The organism is Bacillus sp. FSL W7-1346 (assembly GCF_038593335.1).
Lineage (GTDB): Bacteria > Bacillota > Bacilli > Bacillales > Bacillaceae > Bacillus > Bacillus altitudinis.
On sequence record NZ_CP151988.1, the window covers coordinates 1,281,807 to 1,302,177 of the forward strand.

Consider the following 20,371-nt stretch of genomic DNA (forward strand, 5'->3'; position numbering starts at 1 on the left):
TTTGGGGAGGTAACAGCGATGATACAGAACATTACGTACGATGAACTCATTTTACGCATCATTATTTTACTAAGAGATGGAAAACGTAAAGAATTTAAAAACATTATGGAAGAACTGCAGCCTTATGATATGGCCTACTTATTCAAGGAGCTTCCAGAAAAACATCGCGGCCGCTTTCTCAGCTTTTTAACAGTCGATGACGTGACGGAAATGATGGGTGAACTGGAGCGGGAATATCAAGAGATTGTTCTTGAAAAAGTAGGGAAAGACAAAGCCACCTTCGTCACAAACAAAATGGATAACGATGACCTTGCCAACTTGTTTGATGAGATGGAGGATGAGCTGAAGGATCAGCTTTTATCTAACATGGAAGCAGAGGAATCCAAGGCCGTCCAGCTTCTCATGAATTACCCTGCTGAGACAGCAGGCCGGATCATGACCAATCGGTACGTTTGGATTCCGCAGCATTATACGGTTCAGGATGCCGTGGTGAAGCTGAAAAGCTTTGCTGAAATTGCCGAATCGATCAACTACTTATATGTCATAAATGATCAAAAACAGCTTGTAGGGGTACTCTCATACAGGGATCTTATTTTAGGTGAGCCAGATGAAAAAGTGCAGGATCTTATGTTTACAAGAGTCATTGCCGTTGGTGCCTTTCAAGACCAGGAAGAAATCGCAAAGCTCATTGAACGATATGATTTCCTTGCCATCCCTGTTGTAGAAGAGAACAATGTCTTAGTCGGAATTGTGACAGTCGATGATATCATTGATGTTGTGATTCAAGAGGCAGGAGAAGACTATGAAAAGTTTGCTGCCTCTGGTAAAGATATCACGTTCGACACACCGGCATTTGTGGCGGCATACCGCCGTCTTCCATGGCTCATTTTGCTCTTATTCATTGGGCTGATTTCAGGTAGTATCTTAAATTATTTTGAAGATACCCTGCAGCAAGTCGTTGCTTTAGCATTCTTCATGCCGATGATTGCAGGTATGACAGGGAATACAGGGACACAGTCTCTAGCGGTTGTCATTAGAGGATTGTCAAAAGAAGAATTAACGAAAAAAACCATTATGCGCTTGATTTTCAGAGAGCTGAGAACAAGTATTTATATTGGGATTGTTTGTTCAATCATTATTACGGTCGTTGCCATGGTATGGCAGGGCAATATGATTTTAGGTTTTGTTGTTGGTTCCTCGCTTCTTGCAACACTGATTATTGGGACAATGGCAGGTACGGTCGTGCCGATTATTTTACACAGATTAAACGTCGACCCAGCCATTGCATCTGGACCGCTGATCACAACATTGAATGATATTTTATCCTTACTCATCTATTTTGGAATTGCAACAGCATTTCTTCATACACTGATGTAGTCAAAAGACTGTAAAATGTAACGTTTTACAGTCTTTTTTGAATAAAGATTGCATATAGCGCTTCCATCCTTTACATTTTAAGGAGAAGGTGGGAGAGAAAAATGAAGAAGCTTTTATTCATTTTCATGTGCATTGTTTTGCTAAGTGCATGTTCAAGAGAAGACGAGGGAAAAGATAGAAGACTGGTAGCATCAGAGCATATGCTTGAAGCGATAACTGAAGGAAATAAACGAAAAATGGACAACGTCTATGTCGAAGGCGCAGTCCCAAGTCCAAGTGACATTCTTAAATCGAAAAAGGAATGGGGAATTGAGACGCTTTCTTATGAAGATTTTCAATTGGAAGAAGCCAGCATCCACGTCTTTCATGCAAATTATAAAGATGCAAACACTGGAGAAAAAAAGGCGCTTGCCTTTCGGGTGAAAGAAGATCCTGAAAAAGGCGGCGTACGGATTGACTTTGTAGGGGTTGTTGAAGGAACTGACGCTTCATCTAAATAAAAAGAATCGTTCATATGCTTGGCATAAGTTGAGATAATGTAAAAGGATAGAAGAGCTGAAATGTCGCTCTATCTATCCTCTTTTTTCTTATTAACGAAAACAATGATCTGTCTCAGATCACATATTCGTAATGCCTATTAACTCCATAAATTGTGACAGAGCACTGGTCATGTACGAATCACGTCGCCTGATCAACACAGTGGGTACGATTCGATGTGGTTCTGGTAATGGATGACAGGTAAATTTGCCTTCTCCCCGAGATTCAACCATAGATTTTGGTAATATAGTCACTCCCAGCCCGCTTTCAACACATTTAAGGACGCCCTCTAACGTACCATATTCCATGACCTTCATAGGAGGATAGCCGTTGTTCTCTAGCCACTTTTGCCATCGTCCTAAATAAATACAATGGGCGAATGACGAGAGCAACGGCTCATGTAAAATAGATTCTACCTGGAATTGCTCCGTGGAGTAGCTTGTAATGAGAACGAGGGATTCTTCCAATACAGGATACTCGATGATTTCTGGATGAAGAATTGGCCCATCTACCAAAGCGCCGTCTACTTTGTAGTTGAGGATAGCGCTAACTTGGTCGACTGTAGGTGCCATATACAAGCTCAATTCTACTTGTGGAAATGTTTTGTGATATTCTGTGAAAATGCTGGGCAATCTTGTAGATGCGGTGGACTCTATAGATCCAATGTGTAAAGATCCCCGCGGAGTAGAGGAAAGCTTTACTGCTTCTATCGCTTCTTCGTAATCATATAGCAATTTATTTACATAGGGCAGCAGTTCACGTCCTGCAGGCGTTAAAGATATTTTCTTATGATATCGATAGAGAAGAGGTACACCTAACTCTTGTTCAAGACGTTGGATTCTTGCGGTGACATTGGACTGCACATAATTTAATTTTTGAGCAGCTTTTGTGATGCTTTGTTCAATGGCAACGGCTTTAAATACTTCCAAAGATTTAATATCCAAACTAACTCTCCTTTTTTGCATCACAAATTGTGATGATCTATATGCTGTTTTTTGATTTTACGTGATCCAATGAAGTATGTAAACTAAATGATAGAAGAGGTTGATGCTCATTGCGTCCCTTTTATCTGATTGAGAGGAGAAAATGAGATTTTCTTAGCTGTGGCAATTAAACGTTTCCATTTAATAAGGAGGGGAATCGATTGATTTCAAAGGTAAATATCGAAGAAAAATTTTCGCAAATAAATGATTATTGGAATCCTAGAATAGGTGGAGAGTTGAATGACTCATACATGAAAATGGTGAAAATTAAGGGTGAATTCATTTGGCATCACCATGATGATGAGGATGAAATGTTCTTTGTGTGGAAAGGCAATCTAGTCATCCGTTTTAGGGATAGGGAAATAACGCTTAATGAAGGAGAATTTCTTGTGATACCAAAAGGAGTTGAACATCAGCCCATTGCTGAAGAAGAAGTTCACTTGCTCTTAATAGAACCCAAAACGACGCTAAACACGGGGAATGTGCTCAATGAACGAACTGTTTCGATTCCTGAACAAATTTGAAAAACTAAATCGTTAAAGATCAAGTATCTTAGGTGATAAATAGTAGAATGGTTGTTTTAGCTAATAACGAGGCTGCAATTGCTGCCTCGTTTTGTTGCATCAATGATTCAAGATGAGCTGTAACGCATTTGCTTTCGCGACTCTTCAGCAAGAATCAGTCTTTGGATCAGTTTGTGCTTTCATCGTTTCATATTCAGGGCGATCAGATGCTAAGTCTATTTTGCCGAGTAAGGGATTGTTATTTAGTTCATCGATTTTTGTACCGGAAGTGTGCGTTGATCTGTCCTTCCAGCATTTTTTTCTTAAATTGACCACTTTTTAATGCCTGTTCTTTTTTCTTCATGTCTTTTAAAATTTCCGCTGTCTGCACACCATCTTCCCGTTTATTGGCGATATCCATTAAACGTTCTACATCAGAAAAAGAATATTTCCGTGTGCCTCTTGTTGAGCGCTGGGGGTAGATGAGTTTCCGTTCCTCATAATATCGGATTTGCCTGACGGAAAGTCCTGTTAATTCACTGACAATCCCGATTGAAATGACTTTTTTATCTTTATAAGATACATCTTCCTGCGTCATATCCTCACCCCTGCAAGTCTTTTCTTCATATTATATCGAACAGTCAGTAAAAAAACCTAACGTTTGTTAGATAATATAACACAAAAATGAATAAAGTGAAAAACAATGGAAGGAAAATTAACATATAAAGTGCAAAACATATCACGTGAACATATGATAAGAAAAAGAAAAAATGAGGAGGAGGCGCACTTGATGGAGAAAACACAGATCATCCGTATGGCAAAAGAAATCATCGCATTAGATGTGAAGAGGGATGAACTGCTGGAGCAGTTCATGCAGGCTGCGGGTCAGAATGCACATGCTCTTCTTAGAGCCGTACAAAATGATTTGTATAAAAAGTCCTCATAAGCACCCGATCCATATCCATTGATAGGAGGGGAGATGTCGTGCGGCGTATATTAAAAGAAGCTTTAGCGAAAGAAAGACATTATTATACGAAGCAGCTTTGCTCACTTGGGGTGTATAGCCCTGATATGACCAAGAACATGACAATTAGTGACTTAAAAAAAGAGTATCATTTCTTTTTCAACAAAACCGATCGCTATCTTTAACATCCCTTATCATGTGCGTTGTCACATGAAGGGTCTTTTTTTGTGTGTTTAATATTATAGCAATATTGAATTTTGTAGAAATTTGACGAATCAAATGTAAGAAAATATAGAGCCTTTACAGATTATGTTAAAATTTGTCGTAACATGATGGTTTGCTGGAAAAGCTTTTTTTCGAGATGATTGTGAAAAATAAGAAGGATTTTAAAAGTTTATATCGAAATCTTATACATAACACGAATGGAGTCACTTATGTGGTTGAAAGGGTTTTCAAAAACGTACTTCTATTTTTTACGAAAGGCTCCAACTGCACCGCAAGAAAGCCTTGAAGTTAAAAAAATATTATAAGAGGTAGATATGTGATGAGACTATCGTTTAATGAAGAAGAAGTAGAACGTTCAATGACGCTTTACAAAGTTTTTGCAAGGGCATTTAAAAGCGTTTCCGAACACAGTATTAGAGACAGCAAGGAGCATGGATTCAATCCAACTGAATTTGCCGTTCTCGAATTACTGTATACGAGAGGTGCTCAAAAACTTCAGCAAATCGGCTCAAGACTCCTGCTTGTCAGCGGGAATGTGACGTACGTAATTGACAAGTTAGAACGAAATGGTTTCATTGAAAGAGAACAGGACCCAAAGGATAAGCGGTCAGTTTATGCCCATTTAACGGATAAAGGGCGCAGTTATCTGGATAAAATTTATCCAATCCATTCTCTTCGAATTGCGCGGGCGTTTTCTGGTCTTTCGCGTGAAGAACAGGAGCAATTAATTAGTCTGCTGAAAAAAGCAGGTATTCACAGTCAGCATTTGTTATTTAGATAAAACGAAAAGGTGCCATGGTTGGCACCTTTTTTATGTATCCAGCTGATGAGCAGGATAGGCGATAAATTTTTCAATATCACTAGCCGGAAGTGGCTTGGCATAATAAAAGCCTTGTAGATCGTCACAGCCCTGCGCAGATAAAAGTTGCGCTTGTGCAAAAGTTTCAACACCTTCAGCAATGACTTCTAGAGATAGCTGGTGCCCCATTGCAATAATAGCCCCTGTAATTTGCTCAGACTTTGAATCGCTCAAAATATCCTCGATAAATGATTTATCAATTTTCAGACGGTGAATCGGCAAATCCTTCAAATAGCTTAAAGAGCTATGGCCTGTACCAAAATCATCAATACTAATACGGACGCCAAGTTGTTTTAGAGACGTCAGTACCTGTTTTGACTGCTTGATGTTGTCCATTGTCATGCTTTCTGTCACTTCAAGCTCAAGAAGTGATGGTTGAAGGTCGTATTTTTTTAGCGTTAGTTTGATCAAATCAATTAAGTCTTCAGAGTTAAACTGCTTAGCAGATAAATTGACCGCTACAGGGATTTTCAATTGCTTGTCATACCACAATTTTGCCTGCTGACATGCCGTGTCAATGACCCACCTTCCAATATCGATAATCAGGCCCGATTCTTCAGCAAGTTCAATGAAAGCCTCTGGTGATTTTAGAGAACCGTCTGGTGCTTTCATTCTTAAAAGGGCTTCAACACCTGTCATTTGTCTTGTTTTGGCGCTGATTTGCGGCTGATAATGAAGCACAAACTGCTTTCTTTGAATGGCATCTCGTAGCTCCAGTTCGCGATTAAGTCTGTCCTCACTCAATCTCTCCATAGATTCAGTAAAGAATTCATAGCGGCTTTGTTTATGTTTCTTTGATAAATACATGGCCATATCTGCTTTTCTCATCAATTCCATACCATTCTTTCCGTTTTGCGGAGAGATGGCGATTCCAATACTAATGGATGTAATGAGCTGATGGTTTTGAATGAAAAAAGGACGTTCAAATTGGTGAATGATGTTTTTCAAAAGCTGTTCAATTTTATGTGTGTTATGCTCCATGTGAGGAAAGATCATTAAAAATTCATCCCCGCCAATTCTTGCAATAAAGCCATTGTCAGGCAAACATTTGGTTAGTCTGTTTGCGGCGGCTTTCAACAGCAGATCGCCTATGTTATGACCAAGGGCATCATTAATAATTTTAAACCGATTTAAATCAAGAAAAAGAACTGCCGTTGACGTTTTTGTCTCTTCTTGAGCGGATAAAACATCATTTAAATGATTAATTCCGTGACGACGGTTCGGAAGTTCAGTTAATGCATCATAATGTGCCATCACATGAATTTCTTTTTCAGCAATCTTCTGCTGGGTTAAATCCTTTAAAACGAGATAAATGCTGTCAAGTGTATGGTTGACGTGTACGGGTATGTATGTAACATGATAATAATAAAAACGATCTGCTGCTTTCAGTTCTGCTTCACGCGTAATTGCTTTTTTAGATTGATCAATAAAGTCTTCCCACATCTCAGTCGGCATGACGTATTGACTCACATCATCACCGATCCAGGAATTGCACATTTTCAAAATGTGTTTGCCTTGGTCATTCGCAGATATCACTTTTCGATCAACAGATAACACGATAATCCCATCTATATTATGTTTGATCAGTGATTGGAACCGCTGTTCATTTTCTTTTAGCTGATCGGATTGTGACATAATCCGGTGATCAATATAGGCGCCGTAAATCATGAGTGATTGGACGATAAGTGTCATCAGGCCGATGAAAATGGACAGGCTGAATGGTGACATTTCAAGAGAACCACCCGCAGCGACCTGACCATCTGAATGAAAAAACATCGTCGAAGACGCCATGCCAGTGTAATGCATACCCGCAATAGCAACGCCCATCATCAGAGCACCCGCTATTTTTAACAGCTGATCCTCCCGCCTTTTCTCAGAGCGATGGAGCCGGAAAAAAAGGTGTAATGAAAAGAATGAAGCGAGCGCACCAATAAAAAACGAAAGAAAAAAGAGAACAGGGTCATAGCTGATGGTGACATTGGTCATTGATTCCAATCCGAGGTAGTGCATGCTGCAAATAGCTGAGCCCATCGTGATCGAACTAATCAAAAGTCGTCTTGTAGAAAGTTGCTGCTGAATACATATTGAAAAAGCAATGAAAGAACCGATAAAAGAGGCCAAAATCGATAAAATGAGTAAGGGTGTTTCATATGTGATACCAGAGCGTAGATGAAACGCCATCATGCCAATAAAATGCATTGACCATATTCCCATCCCCATGATCATCGCACCAATGATCAACCATACTCTTTTCTTTGCGCCGCTCGACTGGATCACCCGGCTGGCTAATTGAAGAGCTGAGTAGGAGGCGACAGCGGCGACAGCGACTGACAGAAAGACAAGCCATCCGTTGTAGCTTCCTGTTAAATGTGTCATGTAAGAAAACCTCCTGTATCTAAAAACAGACATATACTTAATATATCGGATCAAGTGGCGCCTGTGTTCACTTTTCCTTTACTTAAAAAGGGTATTTAGCATTTTTTTTGAACATTTTTTATAGTAAAATCAAATTTAATGTAAAAAAACGAAGAAAAGTGAATCATTTTTGTTTTTTTATTCGTTTAATAGGTGGCACGGTACGATTTGTAAGCATAGCCTGTCAAACTGATTATGTGTGAAAGGGATTGATAAACATCGAAGATTTTATTATTTCATTAGCTGATGCCTTTAAGAATTTGTCGTACTTCGGCATCTTTCTTGCATTATGCATTGAATTTGTTCCTGCTGAAGTGGTGTTGCCTCTTGCAGGTTACTGGGTTTCAAAAGGGGACATGGCCTTCATCGGTGTTGTGGCTGCCGGTTCTATTGGCGGTGTTGCAGGCCCCTTGACCTTGTACTGGTTAGGGCGTTATGGAGGGAGACCCTTTTTAAATAAATATGGGAAATATTTCTTTGTGAAACCTGAGTCACTTGATAAATCGGATGCCTTTTTTGAAAAACATGGCGGATTTGTTGCGTTTAGTGGCCGGTTTATTCCAGGGGTCAGAACCCTTATTTCCATTCCGTGTGGGATTGCGAAGATGAATGTGTGGGTTTTTTGCCTGTATACGTTTTTGGCGATTACGCCAATTACATTTGTATATGTGTATCTAGGATTTGTCCTTGGGGAGAACTGGCAAGAGGTTGGAACCATTTTAGAACCATATGTATTGCCGATTGGAATTGGTATGCTCTTATTGTTTGTTCTCTACGTGTGGCTGAAACGAAGAAAAAGAAAAACAGAAACACCAACGGCTTAATCAATGGGTGGAGATAAAAAGTCACCTGTTGACAATCCGGGGTCTGTTGATTATGATATAAGTAATCTAAATATTCTTAATCCCACCAAAGGGGAGTAGCGTCCGGTTTTTACCGGAAACAAAGTCGTCATTACATGGAACCTCATTCCATCGGCTTTGTTGGCATGATTATTTACATATCACATGTCTAGCAAGACCTTTGCCATTACAGGCAAAGGTCTTTTTTGCATTCATAAGCCTTTGTCTGTTGTGGGACAATAGATAAAAAATAAGGAGGAATGATGATGGATGCAGCAATTATTTTAGAGTACGGGTGGGTTCTTCTCGTATTGATTGGATTAGAAGGGATTTTAGCAGCTGATAATGCGCTGGTTATGGCTGTGATGGTCAAACACCTTCCTGAAAAACAGAGAAAAAAGGCATTGTTTTACGGACTTGCGGGAGCATTTGTCATGCGATTTGGTTCTCTTTTTCTTATTTCGTTTTTAGTAGATGTGTGGCAAGTTCAAGCCATTGGCGCAATTTATCTTCTATATATTTCGATTCACCATATTTTAAAATCGCACGTATTTAAGAAAAAGGAAGCAGACACAAACATGAAACAAAGCGGCTTTTGGGCAACCGTCGTGAAAGTTGAGCTTGCTGACATTGCATTTGCAGTAGATTCTATTTTAGCAGCTGTTGCATTAGCTGTGACTCTGCCAGCAACAAACCTTCCACAAATTGGCGGGCTTGATGGCGGTCAATTTATTGTCATTCTATTGGGCGGTATCATTGGTCTAGTGATCATGAGGTTTGCGGCGACTGTATTTGTGAAACTGCTTAAAACGAGACCAAGCCTAGAAACAGCAGCATTTGTCATTGTCGGATGGGTTGGCGTGAAGCTGACGCTCTATACACTTTCTCATCCAGCCATTGGGGTCGTGTCCTCTCATTTCATTCATTCAACATTATGGAAAGTCATTTTCTGGACGGTTCTTCTCGCAATTGCAGCATTTGGTTGGTTTTTATCAAGTCCATCAAGAAAAGGCGGCCAGCAAAACGAGGAAAAACAAGAGATGCGGCTGGAAGAGTAGGTTTTTTGAAAGAAATATCATTTCATTTTCATAACACGTATATTACAAAAAAGGGGGTGATACCCCCTTATTTCTTTGCTTTTAAACGAAACGTTGTAAAGTAGATAAAGAAATACATGTCACAATTGAGTAACAGGAAATGAATTCCTCATTTCTTCCTTTGCGCTTCCCTCATAAATTAGCTATCATAAATGAGTAATATAGGGAGAACTGAGGTGAAACCATTGCTTAGCCTTTTGTTTAAAAAGGGAAAGAAAAAGCAAACATTAGAGCAGTCGGCAATCAACATCCAACAGGGTGATACCGAGCTGCAAAATGCATTAATAGAGCAATACAAACCATTTGTCGCTAAGACGGTTTCATCCGTTTGTAAACGATATATAGATGAAAAAGATGATGAATTTAGCGTAGGCTTAATTGCCTTTAATGAAGCGATAGAAAAATACTCTGCCGAAAAAGGCAACTCACTCCTTGCATTTGCGGAGTTAATTATTAAAAGAAAAGTAATCGACTATATTCGAAAAGAAGCAAGAAACGCGCCAACGGTTCAAATGGACCTTCAAGAAAGTGAGAATGGCGAGTACTCGCAAAGCATGATTGAAGCAGAGCTTTCTGCAAATGAATATAGGCGTTTAATTGAACAAGAACATAGAAGAGAAGAGATTGAACATTTTAAAGAACGATTGAAAGTATATGGTCTTACGTTTCAAGAACTGCTTGAGCATTCACCAAAGCATGCGGATGCGAGACAAAATGCCATTAAAGTGGCCCATACACTCGTGAAGCACGATGAACTGAGAACCATTTTATTTCAGAAAAAACAATTGCCAGTCAAACAGCTGGAAAAGCTAGTGGAAGTCAGCCGCAAAACGATTGAGAGAAATAGAAAATATATTATTGCGATGGCGATCATTATGACAGGTGATTATGTGTATTTGAAAGATTACCTTAAAGGGGTGCTTAATTCATGAGAAGAGGCATTATAGTAGAGAAAAACAAAAAATATGTCACACTGCTGACCCCTGATGGACAATTTCTGCGGACAAAGTATGAACAGCAAGACTATGAAATCGGTCAAGAAGTGACGTTTCCGAATGAATCACGTCTCGAAAGAAAAAGAGCCGGTTTTTTTGACCTGCTTCGTTTACGTCCGTTAAATGCAGGAATTCTATCAATTGCAGCAATTATTGTCGTGATTTTCACTATGATGCCATCTTTCTCAAGTCAAAAAGCATATGCATATATGACGATTGACATTAACCCAAGCTTTGAGCTGAAACTCGATCACAATTATCAAGTGATCGGTGTCACTCCGCTGAATAAAGATGCGAAGCAAGTACTGGCCAGTATGAAAGATTTAGAAAAAAACGACATGACCAAAGTCGTGCAGGAAATCATCGATGATTGTGATAAAAAGGGATACGTGAACCACTCTAAAAGCATTTATATTTCAACTGTTTATGAAAACAAGCAGGATCATACATACAAAACAAACGTAAAAAGTAAAATCAGCACCATCTCGGGGGAATATCAAAAGCGCAATTATAAGCTAGAAACTGTGGAAGGTGACCTGGAAACAAGAGAAAAGGCACAAAAAGCAGGCATCTCAACAGGAACTTATATTAGAAATCAAGAAATGCAAGACAACGAACAAGAGGACGTTAAAAAAGAAGATGAAGATCCAGCAGATGATGAGGCTGTCAAAGAAGAAGAGCCGAAAAATGCTGATGAAGATCAAAAAGACGAAGACAAAAAAGAAGACATCAAGACAGACGGTAGCGATGAGATGCAGCCTGATAAAGAGGCTCCTGAAGGCGAAGACAAAGAGCAGAAGGAAGTTGAGAGGGAAGAGCAAGGAGCTGTTCAAAAGCCTCACCAAACAAGCCCTAATCTTGACAACAAAGAGAAAAAGGGAAAAGAAGACAAGGACCGCCCTTTTGAAAAAGACAAAGAGCAAAAAAAAAATCACTCGACTGATCCAAATGAAAAAAAACATCCAAACGGCACATCACGTGGTGATACTGAAAAGCATGTAAAAAAAAACGACAGTGGTCAGAATCGTCCGTACGGCGAACGAAACAGAAATGGCGTCAAACAAAAAGGAAAAAACACACCGCCCTCATACCGTGAAAACCGGGATGAACCTACATATGAACAGTAAAAAAACGCCAGAATAGATCCGGCGTATTTCACCATGTCTTTATTTAGTTGAATGGCCCATTTGAGATTGCGCCTGCTGTACGAGTCTTTTTGTCATCTCGCCGCCAACAGAACCGTTTGAACGTGCGACTGTATCTGAACCGAGATTCACGCCAAATTCTTGAGCGATCTCGTATTTAAATTGATCTAAAGCTTGTTCTACTCCAGGAACAAGAAGTTGATTTCGATTTGCCATCACATATTCCTCCTTTCACCTCATGTTTGTTGCGCCTTCTTATTTTGAAAAAAACAGCCTGCAATTATGCTGGCAATTGCTGCACAAAAAAGCCGAGGTGATGAAGGTCACCTCGGGCTCAGTTTTAAGCCTTTTTCAGCTGAAGCGTATTCAACATCATTTCTTGCGCTGTGCTTTGCAAGTGAGAAGTGAAAACGGAGAAAACGGTAGAACTGATAATGCCTTTAATCAAATGCCATTGCGGCTTCGTCAATTCTGTAAACTCTTCGTGGAGTTTGTCCGTCTGCTCTTCTGTCATTTCTCGTAAATTCGTTTCCTTTAATGGAAAATGTGTATGGTGATAAATAAAATCAAGGACGTGCGCATATGCTTCATAAAAACGGATGGGGCTGATAATATCATCCGTTCGATCTGTGATCGTATTAAATAAGGCAGATAAGATCGTACGAATAGAATCAAAATCAAATACTGATTTTAAATCCCGGACAATTAATAAAATAACGACTTGATCAATGGAGTACTTCTTGCCAAGCTCTGGATGGCCGATCATATCTTTAATATCGCGCTTGATCCAGTTTTGAATGGCTGTCGATTTAAGAGAAGTCAGTTCACACAAGTTGCCAAGCTCAACGATTTCGTTCGTTGAAAGCCCGTGCTCTGATTTTTGCTTCCGCCGTTCGAGTTTTTCAAAAAACGAAGGGATTCTTAATTCATCATATTCATGTTCCTTATCGCTTTTTACAGATAAATTCAAAAGCTGAAGCGGAGTCAGATCTCCCTCGCCTTTTAGAGAATACAGAAGTCTCGTCATGTCAATTCTCGTTAATTTAAAAGTCACCATGTTCCACCTCATTTTGTACGTCAAAAACGTGATTATTGATCTAATTCAACATCATAATCTCTTTTTATTGAAAATGCAAAATAAACTAAAATAGGACCGGTGCGTCACAATTTGTTCACTTGTTTGCGGATGCAAGTAGCGTAATCATTGAAATGACGAGGTTTGAGCCAGTATGATAAACATAGAAAACGATTCCTTTTTCCTTGCAATTTGAGACGTTTATTTTTATAATTTTATTAATAAGTTCAAATGAACTTAATATGACAGCGGAGGTTATGTATGGGTAAAAGAATATTTCTGTTTATATTAACGAACATTCTTGTTATCACTACGATTGGTATTGTCCTATCGGTTATTAGTGCAGCAACTGGTGTTGGTTCTTATATAGGAGCAGACGGAAGACTTAATATCCTTTATCTTCTTGTATTCAGTGCAGTTGTTGGTTTTGTAGGCTCGTTTATGTCACTAGCGATGTCTCGCTGGATGGCAAAAATGATGATGGGTGTGCGTGTGTTAAATCCAGAAAAGGATTCATTAACATATGATGAGCAGCAGCTTGTTGACCGCGTTCACAGACTATCAAGAGCAGCAGGCCTTTCTAAAATGCCTGAGGTCGGTATTTACCAATCATCTGAAGTAAATGCATTTGCGACAGGTCCTTCTAAAAGAAGATCGCTTGTTGCCGTATCAACTGGATTGCTTCATGAAATGGATGATGCAGCAGTTGAAGGGGTTATCGCTCACGAAGTCGCTCACGTAGCGAACGGTGACATGGTCACAATGACGTTACTTCAAGGAATCGTCAACACGTTTGTTGTCTTCCTTTCAAGAATTGCGGCATGGATCGCAAGCCGTTTCGTTCCACGTGAAGAGCTTGTGCCGATTGTTCACTTTATCGCTGTGATCGTCTTCCAAATTATTTTCTCTATCTTAGGAAGCCTTGTCGTATTTGCTTACTCTAGACATCGCGAATTCCATGCAGACCGCGGCGGTGCGGACCTTGCAGGAAAAGATAAAATGATTCATGCGCTCCGTTCACTAGAGGCGTATACATCAAGAATTAAAGATGATGATCAAACAGCTGTTGCTACACTGAAAATCAGTGGTAAAAGAAAAGCTTCTCTTTTCTCAACACACCCTGATTTAAACGAAAGAATTAGAAGACTCGAAGCAAAATAAGAAAGATCAAAAGACATTCTGCGTAAGGATGTCTTTTTCTTTTTGATGAAAAAGTAAATAAAGCACAAAATACCTTTAAAATCTTCTCTCTTTTCATTAAAATGATAAAGTATTCGAAAAGAAAGATAAAAGAAGGAATAACCATGAATCCAATGAAAAAACTAATTGATCGGCTGTCGGCTTTTCAGCTGATTGCCCTTTACTATTTTCTTGCTGTGACCGTGTCGTTCATTCTACTCAGTCTGCCAGTGGCTCACCAAGAAGGAGTCAAATGGACATTTATTGATGCGCTATTTACAGCTGTGAGTGCTGTCAGTGTCACGGGTCTGACTGTTGTCGATACGTCACAAACATTTAGTGTGACCGGGATGTGGATCCTTGCATTTGTTTTGCAAATCGGTGGTATCGGCATTATGACACTTGGTACATTCGTCTGGCTGGTTATGCGAAAAAGGATCGGCATTAAAGAAAGAAAATTAATTATGGCAGACCAAAACCAGAGCAACTTATCAGGAATTGTAAAACTCATGAAGCAGGTCTTATATTTAATCTTACTGATTGAGTTTGTAGGCGGTCTGATTTTAAGTATGTATTTTCTTAAGTATTACGATGTGCAAGGCGCTTTTTTACACGGATTTTTCTCTAGTATCAGTGCCACAACCAATGGAGGCTTTGATATTACTGGGAATTCGTTAATTCCTTATAAAGATGACTATTTCGTCCAATTTATCACGATGCTGCTCATCATTTTTGGCGCTATTGGCTTTCCGGTACTTGTCGAAGTAAAGGATTATTTATTCAATCAAGACCGAAAACATGCATCGTTTTCATTGTTTACGAAAATTACAACGATCACGTTTGGCCTTCTTGTTGTCGTTGGGGCAATTGGGATTTATGCACTTGAAGCCCGGTTTACTTTTCTAGGGAAGAGCTGGCATGAAATCTTGTTTTATTCTTTGTTTCAATCAACAGCTACTAGAAGTGGCGGGCTTTCGACATTAGATATTACGCAATTGACAGAGCCGACACTGTTATTTTTATGTTTGCTGATGTTTATCGGGGCATCTCCAAGCTCGGTAGGGGGCGGAATTCGGACAACCACGTTTGCCCTTAATTTACTTGCTTTGTTTCATTTTGCGAGAGGAAATAAGTCCATTAAAATCTTTAAAAGAGAGCTTCATCAAGCGGACATTAATAAATCCCTCATGGTGACGATGATGGCCTTTATTTTAGTGTTTGGTGCTACGTTTCTGTTAACTTTATCAGACCATCATACACTTCTTGAAACTTTATTTGAAGTTTGTTCTGCCTTCGGAACAACAGGACTGTCGCTCGGAATTACGTCTGACTTGTCCGTATTTGGTAAGTGTATTATTATGGTCGTCATGTTTATAGGACGGATTGGAATTCCAAGCTTCTTGTATTTAATTGGCCGCCGGGAAAGTGAAGCGAATTATCATTATCCGAAAGAGCGTGTGATCATCGGCTAACCAGCATTCCTACTGAATGCTGGTTTCAGCGTGTAGACAAACCCTCGCATTCGTTGTCAAATCTGTGCTCCGGTGCTCACGAATGTCAAATTCGCTCCGCTCCGGTGCTCGACTTTCCTAGACTGCAAAGGTTTTCTATCACGCTGAAAAGAAGAAGAGCTAAAATAAAGATCATTTTAACTCTTTATCAACAATCAGACCAGCATTCCTACTGAATGCTGGTTTTTTTATTTCCATTATATAACTGGCTAAATCACAAAGGATGTTCGCAATCTATAGGTAAGAGGTGAAAGAGACGTGCTGGATGTGTTATGGAAAGCAATTGTAATGCTGCTCGTTGGTACTTTGCTGCTGAGAATAGCAGGGCCTAAATCCATTAGTCAATTAACGGTTCAACAGACAGTCATCATGATTTCAATTGGATCGATTATTATCCAACCCTTTATTGAGCATAATTTACTTGAAACCATTTATGCGGCCGCCATTTTTATTGTGGCGCTTGTGATTATGGAAAAGCTGTCGATCCAATTTGATTTTTTTGAAAAATTGGTTTCAGGGAAGTCTGTGGTGATTTTAGAGGATGGAGAAATGCTTGATCACAAGCTAAAAAAAACGCGGCTGACAAGGGACCAATTCAAAATGCGCTTAAAGCAGCAGGGCATCACAGACATCAGCAGTCTCAAAAAAGCAACGCTAGAAGCGAATGGGCAAATTGGATATGAGTTAAAGCCTGAGGAAAAACCAGTGACAGTCAAACAAATGAAAGAGCTGTTTGATCAATTGAGCGAAGAACTAAACATGTTAAAAAGGAATGATGACAAATGAAAAGAAAAACAGCAAAAAATGAAGCACTCACGAATAATATGACGCCTACAGAAAGCATGGCACACGATCAAGGACAAACACAATTTGACGAGCAATCAGAAGACCGCCAGGCGAACCGAAATTCTCATCAAGGTAAACAAGGGGGAGCATCTCGTGACTAAAAAACATGTGAAAAGTAAAGATATGAAAGACCATAAAAAACCGATGAACCACGATATCTTGGAAGAGGAATTTGGCAGCGAGCTGGGAGATATAAACAGCAGTAAATGGATTGATACCTTAATGAAGCCTAAAAAAAACGATGAATGTCACACTGAACAGAAAAACAAAAAATAAATAGAAAAAAACGATCCAGAGAGATCGTTTTTTCTATTTAATATAACTGTTTTGTCTGCCAGTAATGGTTCGCATTAGACTGGTCATTTTGAGCTCGATGACTGGTTGTGCAACAGTTTTAACAAATGTACTAGATAGGGTAAAGGTTAAGAGGACCGTAAGTAGCAATAGAATCAATACACTTGCCGTATTTAGAGCCCAATCATCAAACCAAGTCGTTCTTAAAAGCTTAATCACAAAGCCATGAAGTAAATAGACATATAACGTTCTTGTGCCCCATTTGGTAAAGAAAAACCGGCGTGTAGGGACTAATGCAAAGAAACTAAAGGTAGCAGCAAATGCAAGTAAATACCATGCCATTCGTTTCATCGCTGCAATGAGTCCTTCATCTCCAAGAGAAGCGTACGATTGTGACCCAAATAAAAAGGAATAATCGAATTCATAGAAATAGCAAAACATGAACACGGCCATCAGTACAAGAAGTGCAGTCAGTTTCCCTTTGCTTGTTCGGATAAATTCAAAGTGCTGCTTTTTTAAATAAAAGCCAGCTAAAAACATCGGCAAAAAGACAAACGTACGAGATAGGCTGAGCGTATCACTAATGCTGTCCACGTAACCGACAAGTAACGCCATCGATAAACTAACGATCATTGCCCAGTGGAATGGCAGTTTTGAAAAAGGAATGAGTAGTAAGTTCCAAAAGAATAAACTGATTAAAAACCATAAAGACCACTGCGGATCAATCGGATTTAAGTTAGAGATGCTTTGATCCTGTAAGAAATAATAATACACAGAATAAATGACCTGAAAAATCAAATATGGGATGATCAGCTTAACTGCGACTTTTTTCATAAAACCTGGTTTTCTAAAACCTTTGGCAAAGAAGCCAGACACCAATATAAAAGCGGGCATATGGAATGTATAAATAAATTTATATAAGTAGAGTATCCAGTCATTATCATGTATGAATGACCGTAACAAATGACCAAAAACAACTAGAAAAATCAGAAGAAATTTTGCATTATCGAAATAACTGTCTCTCGTTGACGTCATAACATCACCTTTCCTGCTTCATTTCGAACATAAACGTTCTAAGTGCACTGTTCCCTCATTTGCCCCATTTTAAAATACAAATTGGCTCATTTCGCTATTTGATGTGAAATTGTAGAACGGTTGTAAAAGAAGCGTAAGAAAAGAGAATCGTTATACAATCGTGTCATCCAAATGAAACAAATGAAGCAAGCCTCATGTAAAAAGTTCTCTTTTTTTATGAGTCGAATGAAGGAACAATGAAAATCTTGTAGAAATATTGTAGAGGAATGAGGCTGGAAAAGGAGTGTAAGAGAATGACTGAAACGCTCGATGGTGCGAAAAATATCAGAAAATTAGAAAAAGAAAACGAATATTTGCGAAATGAATTGATACAGCACAAAATGCTGTTAAATAAGACGTTAGATGCCATTTTTATATTTGATCAGCACCTCAACATTATTCAAGCCAATGAAGCGACATGTAGGCTTGTGCAAACACCGAAAGAAGACCTCCTCAATAAATCCGTTCTAGATTTCCTATACGGCATCCCGAAAAACAAAATTGACTGCTCACTTGAGATTTTTTTTCGAAAAGGAACGTTAAAAAGAGAGATCTCCATTCAACTTGAAAATGGAGAGACAAAATATATTGAATTTGCAGCAGAGCACGACGTGGTGAATCAACAATATATTGTCGTCATGCGTGATATTTCTTCAAAGAAAATATTAGAGCGAGAACGTTCGATGAATGAGCAACTGTTTAAAGATTTATTTGATCGAGCGATTGACGGTATGGTCATTTTTGATCAGGATGGTTGTATGATTGACGCCAATCACTCTTTTTGCCAGAGCTTTGAACTTCAAAAAACAGATTTAACAGACCGCTACTTAAATGAATTTGTTGAAGAAGAAAACCTTCCAGCGCTCCAGCAGCTCTTAACTTCATTGAAAGAAACAGGGAAAGCAAAGGGAGAACTTCCTGTTACCCTTCAATCTGGGCAGCACAAATTATTCGAACTGACCATCACATCCAATGTGATGAGTGGTTTTTACATGTCCATCATGCGTGATATTACAGAAAAAAGATTAATGGAAGAAAAGCTGCTAAAAAGTGAAGAACGTTTTAGAGAAATATTCGAAAATGCGATGGATGCCATCATCATTTGGGCGGATGATGGAGAAATTGTCAGGGCAAATGAATCAGCCTGCCGAATTTTCGAATTACCGATGCAGCAGCTGATTGGCAAGAAACTCATGGATTTTCTAGTCAAATCTGATCGCAGATACCGGCCGACAAGAAGACGGTATATCAGGAATCTTGAAATCAGAGAAGAACTCCTCTTTAGAATGGCGAATGGCCAATTCAAAGAGCTTGAGTTCACCTCTAAGCATGCGGTATTAGAAGGGCAGCACTTAACCATTTTACGGAATGTCAGTGACAGAAAGCGAATGGAAGAGGAGCTGCGAGAAAGTGAGCTCAAATTCCGTAAAGTATTTAATGGCTCTATGGATGGCATTGTTCTTTTCGATAATCAATACCGGATTATTGATGTGAATCCTTCCGCAAGTGAACTGCTTGGCCTCAAAGATGATCACTTAACGGAAATGAACCTTTTTCATATCCTTGCGCCATATCAAATTGAAAATTTGGCGCAGCCAGCTCAGGCGATGTCATTAGACGAGATGGACAATGAAGTTCCATTTGTGCTGAACCATCCAGATCAACGTATTTTGGAGTTTTCTTTTAAACGAAATATTATTCATAACATGAATTTGGCCATCTTTAGAGATGTGACTGAACGCAAGGAATTAGAAGAGCGGGTAAGAAAATCGGATACGCTTCATGTTGTCGGAGAGCTTGCCGCTGGAATTGCCCATGAAATTAGAAATCCAATGACGGCTTTAAAAGGCTTCATTCAGCTGCTCAAAGGAAACATTGAAGGGGAGTATTCGCTCTATTTTAATGTCATTACATCAGAGCTAAAAAGAATCGAATCCATCATTACAGAATTTTTGATTTTAGCGAAACCGCAGGCCATCATCTATGAAGAAAAAAATGTCGTGCAAATTGTCAAAGACACGATGGACCTTCTTCACGCACAGGCCAATCTTGGCAATGTGCAAATGCACTTAAATGTGTTGGATGATATTCCGCTCATCTACTGTGAACAAAATCAGTTAAAGCAAGTCTTTATTAACATTTTGAAAAATGCGATTGAAGTAATGCCTCAGAAAGGAAATGTTTACGTGAGCATTCAAAGGAAGGGGGAGGAGCACATTGTGATTTCTCTTCGTGATGAAGGCTGCGGCATGACAGAGGATAAACTAAAGCGTCTCGGAGAACCATTTTATACAACAAAAGAAAGAGGCACTGGACTTGGGTTAATGGTTAGTTATAAAATTATTGAAGAGCATCAAGGAACCATTGAAGTAGAGAGTGAAGAAGGGGTCGGAACAGTGTTCCATCTCACGCTTCCACTCCGGCAGCAGAAACAAGAAGGGGAGCTTTAA

At 39.3% G+C, this 20,371-nt stretch carries 22 protein-coding genes and 1 riboswitch; of the genes, 16 read left to right on the forward strand and 6 right to left on the reverse strand.

The annotated features are described in order from the left end of the window. The first annotated feature begins 18 nt into the window (after positions 1-18). Both mgtE and NST09_RS06515 read left to right on the forward strand, forming a co-directional pair. Complete coding sequence (mgtE, locus tag NST09_RS06510) at positions 19-1,377, forward strand: magnesium transporter (RefSeq protein ID WP_007498785.1); 1,359 nt, start codon at positions 19-21, stop codon at positions 1,375-1,377. A gap of 101 nt (positions 1,378-1,478) precedes the next feature. Next, on the forward strand, positions 1,479-1,877 hold the full coding sequence (locus NST09_RS06515) for a lipoprotein (protein WP_048002065.1): 399 nt from the start codon (positions 1,479-1,481) through the stop codon (positions 1,875-1,877). A gap of 117 nt (positions 1,878-1,994) precedes the next feature. On the opposite strand, the gene NST09_RS06520 is transcribed toward NST09_RS06515, so the two are convergent. Further along, positions 1,995-2,858, reverse strand: a complete 864-nt coding sequence (locus NST09_RS06520; protein ID WP_046343363.1) for a LysR family transcriptional regulator — start codon at positions 2,856-2,858, stop codon at positions 1,995-1,997. A 200-nt stretch (positions 2,859-3,058) separates the two neighbouring features. On the opposite strand from NST09_RS06520, the gene NST09_RS06525 reads away from it, so the two are divergent. Continuing rightward, complete coding sequence (locus tag NST09_RS06525; RefSeq protein ID WP_007498780.1) at positions 3,059-3,421, forward strand: cupin domain-containing protein; 363 nt, start codon at positions 3,059-3,061, stop codon at positions 3,419-3,421. Between the two features lie 247 nt (positions 3,422-3,668). On the opposite strand, the gene NST09_RS06530 is transcribed toward NST09_RS06525, so the two are convergent. Further along, on the reverse strand, positions 3,669-3,998 hold the full coding sequence (locus NST09_RS06530) for a MerR family transcriptional regulator (protein WP_008361347.1): 330 nt from the start codon (positions 3,996-3,998) through the stop codon (positions 3,669-3,671). 192 nt (positions 3,999-4,190) lie between these two features. Between NST09_RS06530 and NST09_RS06535 the strand changes: the two genes are divergently transcribed. The 3 genes from NST09_RS06535 (at position 4,191) to NST09_RS06545 (ending at position 5,370) form a co-directional block, all read left to right on the forward strand. Further along, a complete protein-coding gene (locus NST09_RS06535) occupies positions 4,191-4,346 on the forward strand; it encodes a hypothetical protein (protein ID WP_008346151.1) in 156 nt (51 codons plus the stop codon). A 38-nt stretch (positions 4,347-4,384) separates the two neighbouring features. Next, positions 4,385-4,549, forward strand: a complete 165-nt coding sequence (locus tag NST09_RS06540; protein ID WP_008346148.1) for a hypothetical protein — start codon at positions 4,385-4,387, stop codon at positions 4,547-4,549. A gap of 356 nt (positions 4,550-4,905) precedes the next feature. Further along, positions 4,906-5,370: a MarR family transcriptional regulator gene (locus NST09_RS06545; protein ID WP_088004396.1), complete on the forward strand. Its 465-nt coding sequence runs from the start codon at positions 4,906-4,908 to the stop codon at positions 5,368-5,370. Positions 5,371-5,400: 30 nt separating this feature from the next. On the opposite strand, the gene NST09_RS06550 is transcribed toward NST09_RS06545, so the two are convergent. After that, positions 5,401-7,824 carry an EAL domain-containing protein gene (locus NST09_RS06550; RefSeq protein ID WP_338335403.1) on the reverse strand — a complete coding sequence of 808 codons (2,424 nt, stop codon included), beginning with the start codon at positions 7,822-7,824 and terminating at the stop codon, positions 5,401-5,403. Positions 7,825-8,072: 248 nt separating this feature from the next. On the opposite strand from NST09_RS06550, the gene NST09_RS06555 reads away from it, so the two are divergent. The 4 genes from NST09_RS06555 to NST09_RS06570 all read left to right on the forward strand — a co-directional run bounded on the left by NST09_RS06555 (position 8,073) and on the right by NST09_RS06570 (position 11,924). Next, complete coding sequence (locus tag NST09_RS06555) at positions 8,073-8,687, forward strand: DedA family protein (protein ID WP_007498772.1); 615 nt, start codon at positions 8,073-8,075, stop codon at positions 8,685-8,687. A gap of 78 nt (positions 8,688-8,765) precedes the next feature. Continuing rightward, positions 8,766-8,875: riboswitch (yybP-ykoY riboswitch) on the forward strand. 96 nt (positions 8,876-8,971) lie between these two features. Beyond that, positions 8,972-9,763 carry a TerC family protein gene (locus NST09_RS06560; RefSeq protein WP_048003405.1) on the forward strand — a complete coding sequence of 264 codons (792 nt, stop codon included), beginning with the start codon at positions 8,972-8,974 and terminating at the stop codon, positions 9,761-9,763. A gap of 215 nt (positions 9,764-9,978) precedes the next feature. Then, positions 9,979-10,734, forward strand: a complete 756-nt coding sequence (gene sigI / locus NST09_RS06565) for an RNA polymerase sigma factor SigI (protein ID WP_008346139.1) — start codon at positions 9,979-9,981, stop codon at positions 10,732-10,734. Then, on the forward strand, positions 10,731-11,924 hold the full coding sequence (locus tag NST09_RS06570; protein WP_342493460.1) for an anti-sigma factor domain-containing protein: 1,194 nt from the start codon (positions 10,731-10,733) through the stop codon (positions 11,922-11,924). Before sigI ends, NST09_RS06570 begins: the two co-directional genes overlap by 4 nt. 39 nt (positions 11,925-11,963) lie before the next feature. Here NST09_RS06570 and NST09_RS06575 read toward each other — a convergent pair whose 3' ends face one another. Together NST09_RS06575 and NST09_RS06580 are read right to left on the reverse strand one after the other, a co-directional pair. After that, entirely contained in the window at positions 11,964-12,158 is a 195-nt protein-coding gene (locus tag NST09_RS06575) for an alpha/beta-type small acid-soluble spore protein (RefSeq protein ID WP_008346135.1), read from the reverse strand. Between the two features lie 124 nt (positions 12,159-12,282). Beyond that, the gene (locus NST09_RS06580) at positions 12,283-12,999 is read right to left on the reverse strand and encodes a DUF1836 domain-containing protein (protein WP_046343373.1); all 717 of its coding nucleotides are present in this window, start codon (positions 12,997-12,999) and stop codon (positions 12,283-12,285) included. A 279-nt stretch (positions 13,000-13,278) separates the two neighbouring features. Here NST09_RS06580 and htpX point away from each other — a divergent pair, with 279 nt between their 5' ends. The 5 genes from htpX (at position 13,279) to NST09_RS06605 (ending at position 16,829) form a co-directional block, all read left to right on the forward strand. Continuing rightward, positions 13,279-14,178, forward strand: coding sequence for a protease HtpX (gene htpX / locus NST09_RS06585; RefSeq protein WP_007498762.1), 900 nt, complete (start codon positions 13,279-13,281; stop codon positions 14,176-14,178). 143 nt (positions 14,179-14,321) lie between these two features. Next, positions 14,322-15,668 carry a TrkH family potassium uptake protein gene (locus tag NST09_RS06590; RefSeq protein ID WP_007498761.1) on the forward strand — a complete coding sequence of 449 codons (1,347 nt, stop codon included), beginning with the start codon at positions 14,322-14,324 and terminating at the stop codon, positions 15,666-15,668. Between the two features lie 297 nt (positions 15,669-15,965). Then, positions 15,966-16,493, forward strand: coding sequence for a YetF domain-containing protein (locus NST09_RS06595; protein WP_017359458.1), 528 nt, complete (start codon positions 15,966-15,968; stop codon positions 16,491-16,493). Next, positions 16,490-16,654 carry a hypothetical protein gene (locus NST09_RS06600; RefSeq protein WP_008346124.1) on the forward strand — a complete coding sequence of 55 codons (165 nt, stop codon included), beginning with the start codon at positions 16,490-16,492 and terminating at the stop codon, positions 16,652-16,654. The genes NST09_RS06595 and NST09_RS06600 overlap by 4 nt, the downstream gene beginning before the upstream one ends. Then, positions 16,647-16,829, forward strand: a complete 183-nt coding sequence (locus NST09_RS06605) for a hypothetical protein (protein ID WP_342493461.1) — start codon at positions 16,647-16,649, stop codon at positions 16,827-16,829. The genes NST09_RS06600 and NST09_RS06605 overlap by 8 nt, the downstream gene beginning before the upstream one ends. 33 nt (positions 16,830-16,862) lie before the next feature. Here the strand turns inward: NST09_RS06605 and NST09_RS06610 are convergent, their stop codons facing one another. Next, entirely contained in the window at positions 16,863-17,882 is a 1,020-nt protein-coding gene (locus NST09_RS06610) for an acyltransferase family protein (RefSeq protein ID WP_007498757.1), read from the reverse strand. Between the two features lie 293 nt (positions 17,883-18,175). On the opposite strand from NST09_RS06610, the gene NST09_RS06615 reads away from it, so the two are divergent. Next, positions 18,176-20,371: a PAS domain-containing sensor histidine kinase gene (locus tag NST09_RS06615; protein ID WP_142154870.1), complete on the forward strand. Its 2,196-nt coding sequence runs from the start codon at positions 18,176-18,178 to the stop codon at positions 20,369-20,371.

Excerpts from the sequence above, each read along its gene's own strand:
- NST09_RS06535 (WP_008346151.1), top strand. The coding sequence starts at position 4,191 with ATGGAGAAAACACAGATCATCCGTATGGCAAAAGAAATCATCGCATTA.
- NST09_RS06600 (WP_008346124.1), top strand. The coding sequence starts at position 16,490 with ATGAAAAGAAAAACAGCAAAAAATGAAGCACTCACGAATAATATGACG.
- NST09_RS06580 (WP_046343373.1), bottom strand. The coding sequence starts at position 12,999 with ATGGTGACTTTTAAATTAACGAGAATTGACATGACGAGACTTCTGTAT.
- NST09_RS06590 (WP_007498761.1), top strand. The coding sequence starts at position 14,322 with ATGAATCCAATGAAAAAACTAATTGATCGGCTGTCGGCTTTTCAGCTG.
- NST09_RS06570 (WP_342493460.1), top strand. The coding sequence starts at position 10,731 with ATGAGAAGAGGCATTATAGTAGAGAAAAACAAAAAATATGTCACACTG.
- NST09_RS06530 (WP_008361347.1), bottom strand. The coding sequence starts at position 3,998 with ATGACGCAGGAAGATGTATCTTATAAAGATAAAAAAGTCATTTCAATC.
- NST09_RS06515 (WP_048002065.1), top strand. The coding sequence starts at position 1,479 with ATGAAGAAGCTTTTATTCATTTTCATGTGCATTGTTTTGCTAAGTGCA.
- NST09_RS06615 (WP_142154870.1), top strand. The coding sequence starts at position 18,176 with ATGACTGAAACGCTCGATGGTGCGAAAAATATCAGAAAATTAGAAAAA.
- NST09_RS06550 (WP_338335403.1), bottom strand. The coding sequence starts at position 7,824 with ATGACACATTTAACAGGAAGCTACAACGGATGGCTTGTCTTTCTGTCA.
- mgtE (WP_007498785.1), top strand. The coding sequence starts at position 19 with ATGATACAGAACATTACGTACGATGAACTCATTTTACGCATCATTATT.
- htpX (WP_007498762.1), top strand. The coding sequence starts at position 13,279 with ATGGGTAAAAGAATATTTCTGTTTATATTAACGAACATTCTTGTTATC.
- NST09_RS06560 (WP_048003405.1), top strand. The coding sequence starts at position 8,972 with ATGGATGCAGCAATTATTTTAGAGTACGGGTGGGTTCTTCTCGTATTG.
- NST09_RS06575 (WP_008346135.1), bottom strand. The coding sequence starts at position 12,158 with ATGGCAAATCGAAATCAACTTCTTGTTCCTGGAGTAGAACAAGCTTTA.
- NST09_RS06610 (WP_007498757.1), bottom strand. The coding sequence starts at position 17,882 with ATGACGTCAACGAGAGACAGTTATTTCGATAATGCAAAATTTCTTCTG.